Here is a 15,338-nt window from a genome sequence, read left to right as displayed (position 1 = left end):
AAATATATTGTGATTACCGATACTTGCGTGCATATAACGATCGATTAACTGTCATTAATAGCTCCTGGCTATCTAATTGCACATTAAGTAATTAAAAAAACGATCAAACTCATAAAGTTAGCGTGACTGTTACCGATAACGACTAGTGGTTGCTCCCTTTTAAATTTGCGCCAGGGACTTAAGCGCGCCTTTACCATCCGTGGCGCGACGCTTTCGTCAGAAAAAATCAAAACCATGGAGAATATATGTTTTTACATGATGTAAAAATCGGCACGAAATTATTTCTGGCATTCGGGTTTTTTATTGTGTTGATGGTGATAAGTTCCACTCTTTCGCTACTTAGTCTCAATCGCACAAATAATGGAATGCAGGAAATTGTGCACCATGACTATCCCACCACGATCAAAGCCAATGATCTGATTGATAACTTCAATGCCTTTATCAATAACCAGCAACTGATGCTGCTGGATAACGAAGGCAAATGGACCGCGGACACGCCAAAGCAACTTACCGACATCAGCGCCAGCATCACCGCGCTGCTGGAAGAGTTGTCGAAAAGCTTACCGGATGAGGAGTCGCAGAAAATTCTCGGCGAAATCCGCACCGTGCGTCAGCAGTATCTTGATTCGCGCTTCCGCATTCTTGACGCCGTGAAACGCAACGACCGCGCCGGTGCCGTTGAGGAGATGATGACCCACACGGTTCAGATTCAGACTGCGTACAAAGACAAAGTGATGGATCTGATTGCGGTGCAGAACAAAAAAATGCGCACCGCAGGCGACCAGGTACAGGATGATTTTAGTACCAACCGCCTGGTGATGATCCTGCTCGCCGTATTCAGCATTAGCGTCGGCAGCCTTCTGGGTTTGTACATAATGCGCATGATCACCCGTCCGTTAAGCGAAGCCGTAGTCTTTGCCGAAGCGATCGCCGATGGCGATTTAACCCGTGCTATTGATTCGCCACATCGTGATGAAACCGGCATTTTGCTGCGTGCTCTGATGGAGATGAAAAACCGGCTGGTGGATATCGTTCACGAAGTGCAGCATGGCTCTGAAAGTATCTCCAGCGCGGCTGCGCAGATCGTTGCCGGGAACCAGGATTTGGCAGCACGTACCGAAGAGCAGGCCAGCTCTGTTGAGCAGACGGCCGCGTCTATGGAACAGATCACCGCGACGGTGAAAAATACGGCCGATCATACCTCTGAGGCAACCCAGCTCTCCGCTGGTGCGGCAACGGTGGTGAAAAATAACGGTGAGATGATGAAGCAGGTGACGGAGAAGATGCGCGTCATTAATGAAACGTCTAACCGTATGTCCGACATTATCAACCTGATTGACTCGATTGCTTTCCAGACCAATATTCTGGCGCTTAACGCGGCGGTTGAAGCGGCGCGGGCAGGGGAGCACGGGCGGGGCTTTGCAGTCGTGGCGGGCGAAGTGCGTCAACTCGCGCAGAAAAGCGCGTCATCGGCCAATGAGATCCGTCATCTGATCGAGAGTTCGACCACCCAGACCCGCGAGGGGATGTCGCTGGTGGAAAAAGCCAGCTTGCTGATCAACGGCATGGTAGATAACGTGCAGGAGATGGACGTTATCCTGCGCGAAATTGGCCAGGCAAGCCGCGAACAAACCGATGGCATTTCGCAGATCAACAGCGCAATCGGTCTCATTGACTCCACTACGCAACAGAACTCCAGCCTGGTGGAAGAGTCTGTCGCAGCGGCGGCGGCTCTGAATGACCAGGCGATGCACTTGCGTCAGTTAGTGCAGGTGTTCCGCTTACGGGAATCCCCCGCCGCGGCTTAATCCAGCTGCGAGATATCCAGCGCCGCACGGTCGATAATGCCGATTATCTGCTTAAGCTGAGCGGCGCTGACTTCTCCCTGATTAACGCGCAGGTCCAGCACGGCTTTAAAATTTTCCAGCGCGCGCTTCATTTGCGGATCCTTACGCAACTGGCGACCGACATTGCGGGCTTTGATTCGCTCGCGGATCTGTTCAAGCTGGGTCTGGCTCTCATCCAGCCAGCGCAGACCTTCAGCCGTGATGGTAATGCGCCGGCGCCCGTTCTCTTCATCATTAACGGTGATCAGTTGTTGGTCCTGCAAAAAATCAAGCGTGGGGTAGATCACCCCCGGGCTTGGCGTGTAATTGCCGCCGGTCAGTGTTTCAATCTCTTTGATCAGCTCATAGCCATGGCTGGCACCGCTGGTCAATAAGTGCAGGATCACCAGCCTTAATTCCCCATGCCCAAAAAAGCGCTGACGGCGACCGCCGCCGTGTCCGTGGTGGTGCGCCTCGTCGTGACGGTGGCGTTGTTCGTCATCATGATGATCGTGGGGATGCCGCATTGTGATCTCTCGTGTGATATTGATATATCTAATTTATATCTAAATTTGAAAGTAATACAGTTTAATACTGATTTTGTATTTAACTAAATGATTATTAATGTTTTTAATTCTACGTTTAACAAGCTGTGCGCTTTCACTCCGCTATATCTTAAAAAGATCTTGCCTTCAGCCTAATCAGCAATCATTATCATTTGCACAATATTTAGATATATCGTATTCAACTTTACGAAGGCTGATGATGACGACACTATCCCGAAAGTACCCTCAGCGCGTACGCAATGAACTGCGTTTTCGCGAATTAACCGTCCTGCGCGTGGAACGCCCCGGCGTGAGCTTCCAGCGTATTGTGCTGGGCGGCGATCAACTGGATGGCTTTACCTCGCAGGGGTTTGATGATCACACCAAGGTTTTTTTCCCACAGCCGGGTAGGGCGTTTGTGCCGCCAGTGGTGACCGATGAAGGGATCGTTTGGGGTGACGGACCGCGTCCGGCATCCCGCGACTATACGCCGTTATATGATGCGTCCCGCCATGAATTGCTGCTGGATTTCTATATCCATGATGGCGGTGTCGCGAGCAACTGGGCGGTCACGGCGCAGGTTGGCGATAAACTGACCATTGGCGGGCCGCGCGGTTCGTTAGTGGTGCCGGAGGATTACGGCTGGCAGTTATATGTATGTGATGAGTCCGGAATGCCAGCGCTGCGCCGCCGCCTGGAAGCGTTAAGCCAGCTTGCTGTGCGCCCGCAGGTAACGGCGGTGGTTAGCATTAATGACGCTGCCTGTCAGGATTACCTGGCGCACCTGAGCGGTTTTGATATCTACTGGGTGACAGACCATAATGCGCAGATGCTGGCAGACAAACTGGCGTCCGTGAATGTTCCTGCTGATGACTATTTTATCTGGCTGACGGGGGAAGGTGAGGTGGTGAAATCCTTGATGAGCCGTTTCGATACCGCGGCTATCGACCAGCAGCTTGTCCGTGCGCAGGCATACTGGCATAAAAAATAGTGTTCAGGCCCGGCGCATTTACCGGGCCTGGTGCGTTCAGGCCACTTCGTCGAATTCTGCTTCGCTTACCTGCTGCTCAAGCGTCTGGCGAATCTCCGCCAGTGTTTTTTCCTGCTGGCGGAAGTAGGCTTCCTGATCGTGGAGCGTGGAAACCAGTTGCCATGTATCTTCTTTTTCCAGCGTAGCCAGCTCGTCAATCAAGGTTGCGATATGCTGCTTCACTTCAACAATGCGCTGACGCAGACGCTGCAAATCATTTAAACGATCGCTCGCCATCAACGGATCGAGACCCTTTTGCAAACGCGTCAGAAGGGAACGGATCGCGCTGAGGTCGCCACGCTGACGTGCCTGGTTGAGTTGCACCATCATGCCGTGCGCTTCGTTCTTCAGATCGTTATCGACCAGGTCGGGGTGACAGAGTTTGCTGGCCTGACGCCACAGACGTTTCAGCTCATGGCGTTCATCTTCCGACATTTGTTGCTCAAAGCTGAACCGTTTTTCAGCGTCAAACTGCTGTTCCTGATAATCCTCATACTCCTGGCGGGCTTCGTCGCGCGCCTGGCGTGCGGGTTCATCTTCCCGCGTCAGACCGCGCTCCAGCTCCTGCGCTTCGGCGAGGAGAGAGGCAATGAGATCGTTTTGTTGCTGCAGATGCTTGCGCGCTTCGGCGGCTTGCGGCGAATGGGGCGGCATGCTCTGCCAGCGCTGCGTAAGCGTGAGCAACACATTCACAGCCTGTGACAGATACTTCTGGCAGCGCAGGTAATCGGCTTCGCGACGGCGCGCTTCGGCTTCCTGGCGGCGTACGGCCGCTTCGGCGAGGGTTTGGCGTAAGCGCAGGATCTGCGACATCAGCGGCCCGAGGCGCGTCATATAAAGATCGTTGAAATCATCCAGCAGTTGGATCCGTGCGTTGCGTTTATCAATCAAATCCCGCATTTGCTCTTCCAGCGCCTTCAGTTCCAGTTTGCTGGCGGCTACCTGAGGATCTTGCCAGGAGACCACCGCACGCTGGCTTTGCAGCCACTCGGTGATGGCGCGCATCGCTTCGCTGTAATTTTTCTCTTCAAGCGTTTGTACGATAAACGCTAACTCCGGATCCGTGACTTCGGCTTTGAGTGAAGGAAGCTGGCTGTGGATGATGCCGTCATCCTCCAGTTCAATGGCGTATTTGATGATTTCAAGCCGTTTGATTGGTTTGTTCATGGCGTTTCGTCAAAGCGCTTAATGAGTCTGTTAAAGGGAGTTGTTCATCAAATCTGGACCACAGATGCGAAACTCGCAATAGTCCGGTGCCATATTACATGCGACATATTTCAATGCGTTAGTCTTTCTGTGAAAATTGCGCTTACGGCTGCGTTTTCATGCGAAATGGGCGAAAAGTTGCCTTATGGCGGGGTAGATTATGGCCGGGCAGCGGTAAACGTTCCGCTGCCGTGGCACAGGCATAATATTACTCGGGTGTCGGGCTGTCGGGCAGGCCCCGAACCCGAATTGGCTCTTTAATCGCTTCTGCGCTAAGCAGGCGCTGGAGGGCTGAAATGGCGGTGTCGGTGAGTTCATGCCCTTTCGTCAGCACCATCAGACCATTAGTGGTGCGGATATCTTCATCCACCACCCAGCCGGGCATCAGCTCGCGAATGCGCGCAGAGCGTACCCCAGTCACATTGGTGCGGAAATCCGACAGTGACTTGATAATGTAGTCCGGCAGCGCCGGACTGGCAGCACGTAAGATTTCCCATGGCCGCTCCAGGCTCCATCCGCGTGCCGCATGGCGTTCAAGCTCAAGAGCGGCGCGCAATAAATGCGAACCGCGCAACACTTCGAGGGGCACATTCGGTGCGGGTTCTTTCGCCTGGTGACGAATAATCCCGGCCACCATTTCAAGGCGTGGAATATTGCCCACCAGCCGGGCGGCGACCTCCGGGTGCCCCAGTAACAGTTTTTTCTCTTCGTCCGTGAGTTTTCGCTGCGCAGCATCGGCCTGTACGATGTCCGCCGGAATACCGACGCAGCCGATTTGGCTCAGGGATGCGGCAATGGTGTAAATCCACTCATCCGGCCATTCCAGTTTTGGCAACGCATGAAGGACGCAGGACTGGGCAAAGGCTGCACGCTGGAAAGCCCACGGTGCCACCATGGCGAGCACTTCGGTCAGCGTTTTTACCGAGGCGGTAAGCGTGGTCGCCAGCAGCTATTTTTCTGCGCAGACAAGACGGTACTGGCGGACAGCGTCATTCAGTGTCGCAATCAGTTCCTCTTTCGGACAGGGTTTGCAGAGATAGCGAAAAATAGCCCCTTTATTGATAGCCGCAATGGAGGAGGTAACATCGGCCTGCCCGGTGAGCAGTAGCCGCACGCTATCGGGAGAGAGTTCCCGTGCTTTAGCCAGAAAGGTTGCCCCGTCCATGTTCGGCATGCGCATGTCCGACATAATGACGGCAAAGCGATCTCCCCAGCGAATGGCATCCAGTCCGGCTTGCCCACTCGGCGCTACCACCACGTCAAATTCGCCGAACAGTGTTCGTTCCATCGCTGCGAGTACATTCGGTTCATCGTCAACGCACAGCACCCGGGGTAAGGCGGTATCAGTCATGAGGCGTGTCCTGTAGGTTGGTCAGCATTTGCTGCCATAAAGGGAGTTGATTCAGCATGCCTGTCTGTTCGAGATAATCCCGATCCGGCATGCTGTTATTAGCAAGGGCGACCGCAACATGCACGATACCCACGGCGTCAAAAACGCCGTTTGCGGAACGAGAAGGCTGTGTATGACCCGCCACGATTTCCACAATGTCCATCGGTAACCCCCAGAGCGCCAGCAAATATGCGCCGACGGCAGAGTGCATAGCGTTATTGTCGCGAGTGAGGTGTTTTTCGCCGCTCTGTTCTCTCATCTCCGGGATCAGCAACGCAATATTAGCCAGCAGGGCGGCAGTGGGCGCCAGTCCCTGATGCCCGGCAATCCGGGCGGCAAGTGTAGAGGCGAGCAGCGCACGGCGTTGTAACTCATCAACCTCGGGATCTGCCTTCGCATCCGCAAAAAATCGTGATGCGAGCACCAGTTGCTTGACCTGTTCCAGCCCCAGATGGGAAATGGCGCTGCCAATGTCATGTATTTTCGCTTCCTGACTGAACCAGGCGGAATTTGCCAGCTGCATAATTTTGGCACTGAGTGCGGGGTCGCTGCTCAGATGTTCTGTAATTTGCCGGGTATCACCGCCGGGAGCTGCAATCAGCTGGCACACTTCGGTGTAGACTTTTGGCGAAGCGGGTAACTGGTTAATTCCGCCCACTACGCGCAGAACTTCCGGGTCTTTAAACATACCGCGTAATGCCAGCGCGCTGCCAATCAGCGTTAACAATGCTGTGCTGTCGCAGGGTTTAGCGACAAACCGGTGCGCCACTTCCAGCATCCGCCGGGTGGCATCCGGCTCGGAGTAGCCAGAAAGAATAATGCGCAGGGTGCCGGGCCAGCGATTTCGCACCTGCGTCAGTAACTCTGCACCGTCCATAAACGGCATGCGCATATCGGACACCACCACGTCCGCAGGTGTCTCTTCCAGCATCGCCAACGCTTCAGGGCCACTGGTGGCAAAACGGCATGCCCACTCCGTGTCCTGCATCATGATGGCCCGCTCAATACCCGAGAGCACCTTGCTTTCGTCATCCACGAACATCACTTGCATGCCGTGTCATCCTCCATGGTGTCATGTAGTGGAAATTGCAGAATAAACGTCGAGCCGACGCCTTCTTGCGACTCGCAGCGGATCTGCCCTCCGTGTTTGTCCACCACCGTAGAGTACACAATGGCCAGCCCCTGGCCTGTCCCTTTGCCGACCGCTTTGGTAGTGAAAAAGGGATCGAAAATACGGTCACGGATAGCAGCAGGAACCCCGCTGCCGTCGTCATGGACGCGGATCTCCATCCAGTCGCCATTCTGTTGCGCGGAAAGGGTAATGCGGCCTTTCTCTTTAACGCCTTCTTTCAGCGTATCTGCAATCGCGTGGGCGGCGTTTACTACCAGGTTAAGGATTGCCTGGCCGACCATATCGCGCAGGCAGGGAAGTGGGGGCAAATCATCACTGAAATGGGTCTCGAGCTCGGCGACGTACTTCCATTCATTTCGCGCCACGGTCACGGTGGTATTAATCACTTCGCGAATATCCACCCGTTCCTTTTCGTTGAGCGACGGGTGCGAGAACTCTTTCATCGCGGCGACGATCCTGGCGATATGCCCAAGACCTTCGAGCGATTCGTCTAAAGCGCCGGGGATTTGACGGCGTAAAAAGTCTAATTTTGAGCGCTTGAGTGTCGCGTCAAAATCTGCGATTGCAGGATCGTCAGCCATTTTCTCCCTTGCAGCTTCAGCCAGAGCAAGAGCGGCGTCCAGCAGCGTTAACAGCGTGGCGTTAGCGCTTTTAACAAAACCGACGTTATCGGAGACGTACTGCGTTGGCGTATTGATTTCATGGGCAATACCGGCTGCAAGCTGGCCGATAGATTCCATTTTCTGTGCCTGAAGCAACTGTGTTTGGGTAATGCGCAGTTCAGCCAGCGCTTTTTCCAGTTCATGCCGCTCGTTTTCCAGTTCCATGGTCTTGCGGGCCACCACTTTTTCAAGGCCGACATTTTGCTCCAGGATGGCGAATGGCGTGGCGTGACTGTGTCGGGCTTCTTGTGCGATACGGCGTTTCAGAACGTCGATGGTCTTATCGCGGGCGATAAGTTTGCGCTCATAATCCGCAAGGGACAGATCCGCAGTAGAGGCGTGGGGAAGGGCAGGCATATTGGTTAACCTCCAATGGCAACACCCGTGAATGTCTGGTTGACATGCAGCCCGTTATACTGCTCGCCGTAGGTAGAGAAACCCACGACCCGGTTCTGCACCATGATCTCGCCAATCTGTTGCTCAAGCCCTTCTTGTTCAAACTGGAGGCGGCGCAGAATGCAGTCACAACCGATAATGACGGCCGGATCCGGAATGGTTTCGCGCACTTTGTCAAAGGCCTGACTGAAAGTTTCGATCGGATCTTCGGCGATGCCGATCGACACGATTAACCCTTCTTCTATGGCGCAATAGCAGGTGATCGAGAGGTCGTCATTAATTTTCTGGATCGAGCGGACGTAAGGTTCATCGCCGAAAGAGAGCACCAGCGGATTACGGGAAAAGACCCTTGGTGTGAGTTCATCAATGGTTACGCCAAGCGCCTCCGCATACACTTGGGCGGCAGGTTCGCCATTGATCTCAAGGATCAGACGTTTCTCGGCATCGGCCTCGGTGATCACCAGTTCTATATCGCTGGGCTCGAAGTGTTGGATCTTAAAGGTGGCGATTGGGGAACTGGTTTCGATAACAGAAAAAACGGCGGCATCAGAAACGAAATGCCCTTCTCCATCATAGACATAGCTTTTTTCGAAACGTAAGTCGTCACCCGCCGAACCGCCGACGATAGGCACATTACCAATCTGCTGATACAGGTTTGCCACCAGCCGTTCTTCGGCCATCGAAAGGCCATCCACCAGCAGCAGGCCAAAGCGATGCAGGCTCGGTTTCTCTTCGCTGTCGCGGCGAATGGTTTCCGCAATGTCGCTAATCACGGCGGTGTATTCCACCAGCGGGTGGATAAGAAAAGTGCGGGCGCGAAAACTGCCGCCTAAGCCCAGACCTAACAGCCCCGAGTGCTGGAAACCTTCCGTGCCAATATGCCCTGAAGAAGTACATCCGATACAAGGGCAGGAAAACGTGTTTTTTAAAGCCTTACCTAATACTTCCAGATCGTAATCCGGAGAGCAGAAAAAAATAACGGTTTCGATCTCGTCATGACCAAGCTGTTGAGCAAATTCGGCCACGGCCTGAACCGGATCCGGAGATTCGCTACTTGCATATCTGGGCTGGAAATTCACGGCATGATCTCCCAAGTTTGAACCGCGACGTTCGCGTCTGGTGGGGTGCTGCGTCAACTATCCTGATGATCGAAGAGTAGGAGTTGGCTTGTTAAATAGCAAATCCGCAGGGGGTAATTTGACAGGCTTTTTTGACGGGATTTTTACTTATCTTTCAACGTTTACAGCCGCAGGCACCGCCGGTGCCGCAGGCGATGAATAAGCAAAAGAAAGGCTAAAGAAAACGTAGCGGCGGGCACAGTTCAAAAACACATCAGGCACGTTTAACGTGATACCCGCCCCCGAGACAGATCCTTTATTTGCAAGCCGCGATCAGATTATCTTTTTTATCATAGGCAACGGAACATGTCTGAGCGGTTGCCGAAACAGTGAGGTCCACTGTCTGTTTGGTATTTTTATATCGGCAAATGAAATGGAGCGACGTTTGATCCTTCCGGGCTGCATCCTGGTAATCAGGTAATGTCCACACGGTTTCTTGATCGGTATCCGGCATTAAATCAACCTTATCTTTTTGCGGCCCGATAAATAAACTGGCGTCTTCTAAACTGTGCGACTTATCGTTTGGATTGGGGTACTGAGGGCATTGCGTAGTAGCGGCCTGGGCCATACTTGTGGTTAACCATACCGCCGCCGCTAACAGGCAATTTTTATTCCACCACATCGTCATTTATTCTCCTGGCTTTTAGTTGAGTGTATTCCCGGTTATCAGGGCAATCGGCCATAACTTCTTTTTTCCGGTACTGTTATCCCTTTCGCGGCGGGTTTGCTAAGCCCGCTGCGTCTGGGCGTTCGTTTTTATACCATTACACCACACTAATAAACGCGGCAAACCGGTCGGCGTTATCCACCAGCCAGGCCGGAAACTTCTCTTTGGTGAGTGGCTGAGGCACCATCAGGCGATCGCGTCCCCAGATATCTTTTGCATGCGTGAGCGCATCAACAATGTGCGTTTGATTATTCAAATGCGGCAGATCGTATTCCGTATGAGAAATGCTCGACATCTTCTCCGAAATGCGTTCGGCCGTCATAATCCACGAGAAGTGCCATCCCGCGTTCGTTACCACTTCGCTGCGGAATTTGAAGAGTGTTTTTGCAATAAAACCCCGGTGTAACCCGGATTTTTTAAGGTTGCGAAAATCTTCCGGTTTCCCGCCAAAATAGCCCTTCAGATTGTGTAATGAGGTCGCTCCAGGCAATGTACACTGTCGCGGCGTTCCATCCTTATTAAATACCTGAAGATTGAACTGGTAATTATAAAATCCCATGTGCAGCTTTGTGCAAAGCTTGTCGGGATTGATGGCTTTAATAGCTTGTGGCGAGAAAATTTCATCGACGTCTGAAACCAGAATCAGGTCATCGTCTTTTGCATCTTTTAGGCCGTGCATAATGGCGTTTCGCTGTGCGGCTTCGTTAGCCCAGGCATCGACTTCATGGGTATTCTGCGCGGACGTTTTCATGATCGGCGGCTGATCATGCACCACGTAAATAATTTTATCTTTGAAAGCGGAGAATTTTTCTTTGTCAAAGTGCAGTGTTCTGGGTTTACCTGTAAAGGTATGTTTCGATTCCACAATCACAAAATAATCAACAACATTTGCAAGTGTATTCAAACGAATATCAAGCAACATGTCTTCATCATAATATAAAAAACAATCATAAATCATGGTGGTATTCTCGGTTGTATTTTGACCAATGATTCTTCGTTTATTTCACCCTAATTGACCGGGGTGAATTCTCCTTCACTGAGGATGGTAAGTAAAGTCTGACAGGACAAAAGCAAATATGCAGGGAGTTGCGGTGCCACTTAAGCGAAATCAAACGGGATTAATATTGAACAACGAGGTGGCTGGATGCCTGTACTCATATATGGGCAAAAACATCCGCCAGGCAGGCTTATTGCGGGATCATGCATTACATTTATTAGCGCTTCATTGCTCAGCTCACGTCACTGAACCAGTAGCGCAATAATCGCCAACAGCGCAGGCAGTGCTTGTACATAGAGTATTTTGCGGCTGGCGGTGACCGCGCCGAACAGACCGGCAATCAAAACGCAGCTCAGAAAGAAGAGCTTGATTTGCACACCGTCTTCCCCAACTGATAATCCCCAAATCAAACCCGCAGCGAGGAATCCGTTGTACAGCCCCTGATTCGCCGCCAGCGTTTTTGTGTCCCGTGCAAAATCGGCCTGCATGTTAAACGCCTTGCGCCCTGCGGGTGTATCCCACAAGAACATTTCGAGGATCAGAATGTAAATATGAATCACAGCGACGAGGGTGATGAGTACATTCGCTAACACGGTGCAACCTTATCCAGTGGAGTCGACGAGACAGAGTATAGGTGATAGCGAGCAGAACAAAAGCAGGCCGGAACGAAAAACAAAATAGCGATGTCAGTTGGGGATGTTATAAACCGATAAGTTTCTATAAGAGATAAAATCAACCCCCGCACGTAAAATATTTCTTCGCGACAGGGGGATAACGGGTTTTTATATTATTAGAATGGGTGTTTCTTTCTTCTCGCAGCAAGCATAAGGCTACTTTCGCAAATCCTTTCAAAAGATTCTCGCATATCCGACTGACTTTATTCGTATACAGGAAGTGCTCACGGTAACGGCCAACAGCATAAATACTCGCTCACTGTTGGCAAGCGAACATTGCCTACTCCTTAACATTGTGGGCATTAAGAATACGTTGTTTCTGCTGCGTAAATTCTTCCTTAGTCAAAATGCCGTCTTGCTTCAGTTTCGCAAGCCGCTCCATTTTGTCGATAACATCATCTGCGGTATGTGTTTCGTTTATCTGATGAATATTACCTGGTTGTTTCTGAGACTGAATAATGTTCCTGAAGGCATTAACTGCATTGGTAAAAGGCCCAACACATAACTTCGACACATTTTTGATCGTGTGGTTTTGCGCAGCGGTCGAAATGGTAATTTCTCCCAACGTGAACCCCGTGGAACCACTTACACTGACAATATCCTCCAGGCTAATATCAACTTGCTTCAGGCCATAAAACATCCCTTTATCAAGAAGAATTATGCGCTGGCTGGTCAGCGTGATCAGCCATGTATGACCATCCATCGAACCACTCGCAATTGCAAGCGGCACCTCATCTACATTGAGGATTTTGGGAAGCTAAAAGAACTCTTTTTTGGTACTAAAAGCTGTATCACAAACCATTGCCGCGAGACGCTTCATTTCCGCCTCGAGTTCATCTTTGGTCGCTGTTCTGTAATCCAACATGCTAAATCCTTAAGCTATTTTTTATGCGCATACTACGCCCTATAACATTTACATCGCCAGTGGACAGTCTGTTGTTTATAGAATTGCTATGGCAATTTCTGGGTGTGAAGGCATTATGCTGCCATTTTATCGTCACTCTGAAAAACAGAAACAAAAAAGCCACCGTGAGAGGTGGCTTAATCATATGATTTTAAAGCTAAAATTTGGTGGCCCCTGCTGGACTTGAACCAGCGACCAAGCGATTATGAGTCGCCTGCTCTAACCACTGAGCTAAGGGGCCGTGGCGGGGAATTATAAAGTAACTTATCCCTGCAATCCAGCAGGAATCGCCTGGCTGTTGTTTTTATAAACAACCTGTTATCAATCCCTTATACTTGGTTTTACTGTATTCATCAGGAGGTGGGTATGATCCACGATATTCTTGAGCCGGGGTTACGCGTGGTGTTTTGTGGCATCAATCCTGGCAAATCTTCCGCCCATACTGGTTTTCATTTTGCCCACCCGGGTAATCGTTTCTGGAAAGTGATCCACCAGGCCGGATTTACCGATGCTTTGCTGCGTCCGGAAGATGAACGCCATCTCCTCGATACCCGCTGCGGCATTACAATGCTGGTAGAAAGGCCGACCGTACAGGCCAGCGAAGTGGATCTTCATGAACTACGTACTGGCGGCAGGGCGTTGATCAAGAAGATCGAAGATTATCAGCCGGCAGCATTAGCGATCCTCGGCAAAAATGCGTTTGAACAGGCATTCAGCGTGCGCGGTGTTTCATGGGGTAAACAGCAGATCACAATCGGCGTTACTCAGGTATGGGTGCTGCCGAATCCAAGTGGGTTAAATCGCGCTACGCTGGATAAGCTGGTAGAAGCTTATCGGGAACTGGATGACGCGCTGGTCTCGCGTGGGCTTTAGCGCAGGGCAAGAGGCAAAAAAAAGCTCCCTGACGGGAGCTTTTCATCTTATGACGTAACGAATTAATCGTCGAGGAAGCTACGCAGCACTTCAGAACGGCTCGGATGGCGCAGTTTACGCAGCGCCTTTGCTTCGATCTGACGGATACGTTCGCGGGTGACGTCAAACTGTTTACCCACTTCTTCCAGCGTATGGTCGGTGTTCATATCGATGCCGAAACGCATACGCAGGACTTTCGCTTCGCGAGCAGTCAGGCCAGCCAGAACATCGTGCGTGGCCGCGCGCAGGCTCTCAGTTGTCGCAGAATCCAGCGGCAGCTCGAGGGTCGTATCCTCAATGAAATCACCCAGATGTGAATCTTCATCATCACCGATCGGCGTTTCCATGGAGATCGGCTCTTTGGCGATTTTCAGCACCTTACGGATCTTGTCTTCCGGCATCAGCATGCGCTCAGCCAGCTCTTCCGGCGTCGGTTCACGCCCCATTTCCTGCAGCATCTGGCGGGAAATACGGTTGAGCTTGTTGATGGTCTCAATCATATGCACCGGAATACGAATGGTACGCGCCTGATCCGCGATGGAACGGGTGATTGCCTGGCGGATCCACCATGTTGCATAAGTTGAGAACTTATAACCACGGCGGTATTCAAACTTATCCACCGCTTTCATCAGACCGATGTTGCCTTCCTGAATCAGATCGAGGAACTGCAGGCCACGGTTGGTGTATTTCTTGGCGATAGAGATAACCAGACGCAGGTTCGCTTCTACCATCTCTTTCTTCGCACGGCGGGCTTTCGCTTCGCCGATAGACATACGGCGGTTAATGTCTTTAACCTGTTCGATCGTCAGGCCCGTTTCTTCTTCAATCTGTTGCAGCTTCATCAGGCCGCGCTGAACATCTTCCGTGACTTCGTGCAGTTTTTCTGACCACGGTTTGTTCATGGCCAGGGCTGCGTTGAACCAGGTTTCGCTGGTTTCGTTGCCGGTGAACAGCGTAATGAAGTTCTTCTTCGGCATTTTGCATTGTTCAACGCACAGCTTCATGATGATGCGTTCCTGGGTACGCACGCGATCCATCATGGTACGCATGCTGTTCACCAGGTAGTCGAACTGTTTTGGCACCAGACGGAACTGTTTGAACACTTCAGACAGCTTCAGGATCTCTTCCTGGGCAGCAGCGTGGCTACGGCCTTTTGCTTTGATTGTGTCGCGGGTCAGTTCGTACTGAGAACGCAGTTCGGCGAATTTTTCGCGCGCCAGTTCAGGATCGATGCTGTTGTCATCGTCGCTGTTGTCGTCGCCATCTTCGTCTTCTTCATCATCGTCGTCGTCATCCATCTCTTCGCTGGACAGTTCAGAACCAACGTGGGTCGCCGTAGGCGCCATGTCTTCTTCAGCGTTAGGATCGACAAAACCAGTGATCAGATCGGACAGGCGAGCCTGTTCAGCTTCAACACGATCGTATTGTTCCAGCAGATAGGTGATGGCTTCCGGGTACTCGGCAACAGAGCACTGAACCTGGTTGATCCCGTCCTCGATACGTTTGGCGATGTCAATTTCGCCTTCGCGGGTCAGAAGTTCAACGGTGCCCATTTCGCGCATGTACATGCGCACCGGGTCGGTAGTACGCCCGATTTCAGACTCAACGCTGGAAAGCACCTGTGCAGCAGCTTCTTCCGCGTCTTCGTCAGTGTTGTTGGAGTTTTCAGCCAGTAACAAATCATCGGCATCCGGTGCTTCTTCCATCACCTGGATACCCATGTCGTTGATCATTTGGATGATGTCTTCGATCTGATCGGAGTCGACGATATCTTCCGGCAGATGGTCATTGACCTCGGCATAGGTCAGATAGCCTTGCTCCTTACCACGGGTAACAAGAAGCTTCAGCTGTGACTGCGGGTTTTGCTCCATAAGACGGT

Annotated in this window: 13 protein-coding genes, 1 tRNA gene and 1 pseudogene; 3 read left to right on the top strand and 12 right to left on the bottom strand. The window is 51.7% G+C overall.

Going from position 1 to position 15,338, the window contains the following annotated elements; translation table 11 throughout:
* Window positions 1-245 precede the first annotated feature (245 nt).
* Window positions 246-1,808 (top strand): methyl-accepting chemotaxis protein, encoded by a 1,563-nt coding sequence (locus RTX30_RS14640; protein WP_312690884.1) that lies wholly within the window; start codon window positions 246-248, stop codon window positions 1,806-1,808.
* Here RTX30_RS14640 and RTX30_RS14635 read toward each other — a convergent pair.
* Window positions 1,805-2,353, bottom strand: coding sequence for a PadR family transcriptional regulator (locus RTX30_RS14635; RefSeq protein WP_312690883.1), 549 nt, complete (start codon window positions 2,351-2,353; stop codon window positions 1,805-1,807). The genes RTX30_RS14640 and RTX30_RS14635 overlap by 4 nt on opposite strands.
* Before the next feature lie 238 nt (window positions 2,354-2,591).
* On the opposite strand from RTX30_RS14635, the gene RTX30_RS14630 reads away from it, so the two are divergent.
* Entirely contained in the window at window positions 2,592-3,362 is a 771-nt protein-coding gene (locus tag RTX30_RS14630) for a siderophore-interacting protein (RefSeq protein ID WP_312690922.1), read from the top strand.
* Between the two features lie 36 nt (window positions 3,363-3,398).
* Here the strand turns inward: RTX30_RS14630 and RTX30_RS14625 are convergent, their stop codons facing one another.
* The 10 genes and pseudogenes from RTX30_RS14625 to RTX30_RS14580 all read right to left on the bottom strand — a co-directional run bounded on the left by RTX30_RS14625 (window position 3,399) and on the right by RTX30_RS14580 (window position 12,788).
* Window positions 3,399-4,568 carry a DNA repair protein gene (locus RTX30_RS14625; RefSeq protein ID WP_312690882.1) on the bottom strand — a complete coding sequence of 390 codons (1,170 nt, stop codon included), beginning with the start codon at window positions 4,566-4,568 and terminating at the stop codon, window positions 3,399-3,401.
* Window positions 4,569-4,815: 247 nt separating this feature from the next.
* Window positions 4,816-5,958 (bottom strand): annotated as a pseudogene (locus tag RTX30_RS14620) (response regulator).
* The gene (locus RTX30_RS14615; RefSeq protein WP_312690881.1) at window positions 5,951-7,048 is read right to left on the bottom strand and encodes an HDOD domain-containing protein; all 1,098 of its coding nucleotides are present in this window, start codon (window positions 7,046-7,048) and stop codon (window positions 5,951-5,953) included. The pseudogene RTX30_RS14620 and the gene RTX30_RS14615 overlap by 8 nt, the downstream one beginning before the upstream one ends.
* On the bottom strand, window positions 7,039-8,148 hold the full coding sequence (locus RTX30_RS14610; protein ID WP_312690880.1) for an ATP-binding protein: 1,110 nt from the start codon (window positions 8,146-8,148) through the stop codon (window positions 7,039-7,041). Before RTX30_RS14610 ends, RTX30_RS14615 begins: the two co-directional genes overlap by 10 nt.
* A gap of 5 nt (window positions 8,149-8,153) precedes the next feature.
* A complete protein-coding gene (locus RTX30_RS14605) occupies window positions 8,154-9,266 on the bottom strand; it encodes an FIST N-terminal domain-containing protein (RefSeq protein ID WP_312690879.1) in 1,113 nt (370 codons plus the stop codon).
* Window positions 9,267-9,561: 295 nt separating this feature from the next.
* On the bottom strand, window positions 9,562-9,933 hold the full coding sequence (locus RTX30_RS14600) for an STY0301 family protein (protein ID WP_312690878.1): 372 nt from the start codon (window positions 9,931-9,933) through the stop codon (window positions 9,562-9,564).
* Between the two features lie 136 nt (window positions 9,934-10,069).
* Entirely contained in the window at window positions 10,070-10,960 is an 891-nt protein-coding gene (locus tag RTX30_RS14595) for a benzoate transporter (RefSeq protein ID WP_312690921.1), read from the bottom strand.
* Window positions 10,961-11,211: 251 nt separating this feature from the next.
* Window positions 11,212-11,562: a DUF1304 domain-containing protein gene (locus tag RTX30_RS14590; RefSeq protein ID WP_312690877.1), complete on the bottom strand. Its 351-nt coding sequence runs from the start codon at window positions 11,560-11,562 to the stop codon at window positions 11,212-11,214.
* 361 nt (window positions 11,563-11,923) lie between these two features.
* Window positions 11,924-12,373, bottom strand: coding sequence for a PH domain-containing protein (locus tag RTX30_RS14585; protein WP_409429819.1), 450 nt, complete (start codon window positions 12,371-12,373; stop codon window positions 11,924-11,926).
* Between the two features lie 339 nt (window positions 12,374-12,712).
* Window positions 12,713-12,788, bottom strand: a tRNA-Ile gene (locus RTX30_RS14580).
* Window positions 12,789-12,913: 125 nt separating this feature from the next.
* Here RTX30_RS14580 and mug point away from each other — a divergent pair.
* Window positions 12,914-13,420 (top strand): G/U mismatch-specific DNA glycosylase, encoded by a 507-nt coding sequence (mug, locus tag RTX30_RS14575; RefSeq protein ID WP_312690876.1) that lies wholly within the window; start codon window positions 12,914-12,916, stop codon window positions 13,418-13,420.
* Window positions 13,421-13,482: 62 nt separating this feature from the next.
* Here mug and rpoD read toward each other — a convergent pair whose 3' ends face one another.
* Entirely contained in the window at window positions 13,483-15,330 is a 1,848-nt protein-coding gene (gene rpoD, locus RTX30_RS14570; RefSeq protein WP_312690875.1) for an RNA polymerase sigma factor RpoD, read from the bottom strand.
* Window positions 15,331-15,338: the final 8 nt, after the last annotated feature.

Origin of the sequence: Kosakonia sp. (assembly GCF_032052965.1) — a bacterium.
In the GTDB taxonomy this organism is placed as follows: Bacteria; Pseudomonadota; Gammaproteobacteria; order Enterobacterales; family Enterobacteriaceae; genus Kosakonia.
The sequence above is the reverse complement of the archived record's forward strand: the minus strand, read 5'-3'. Positions and strand labels throughout refer to the sequence as shown.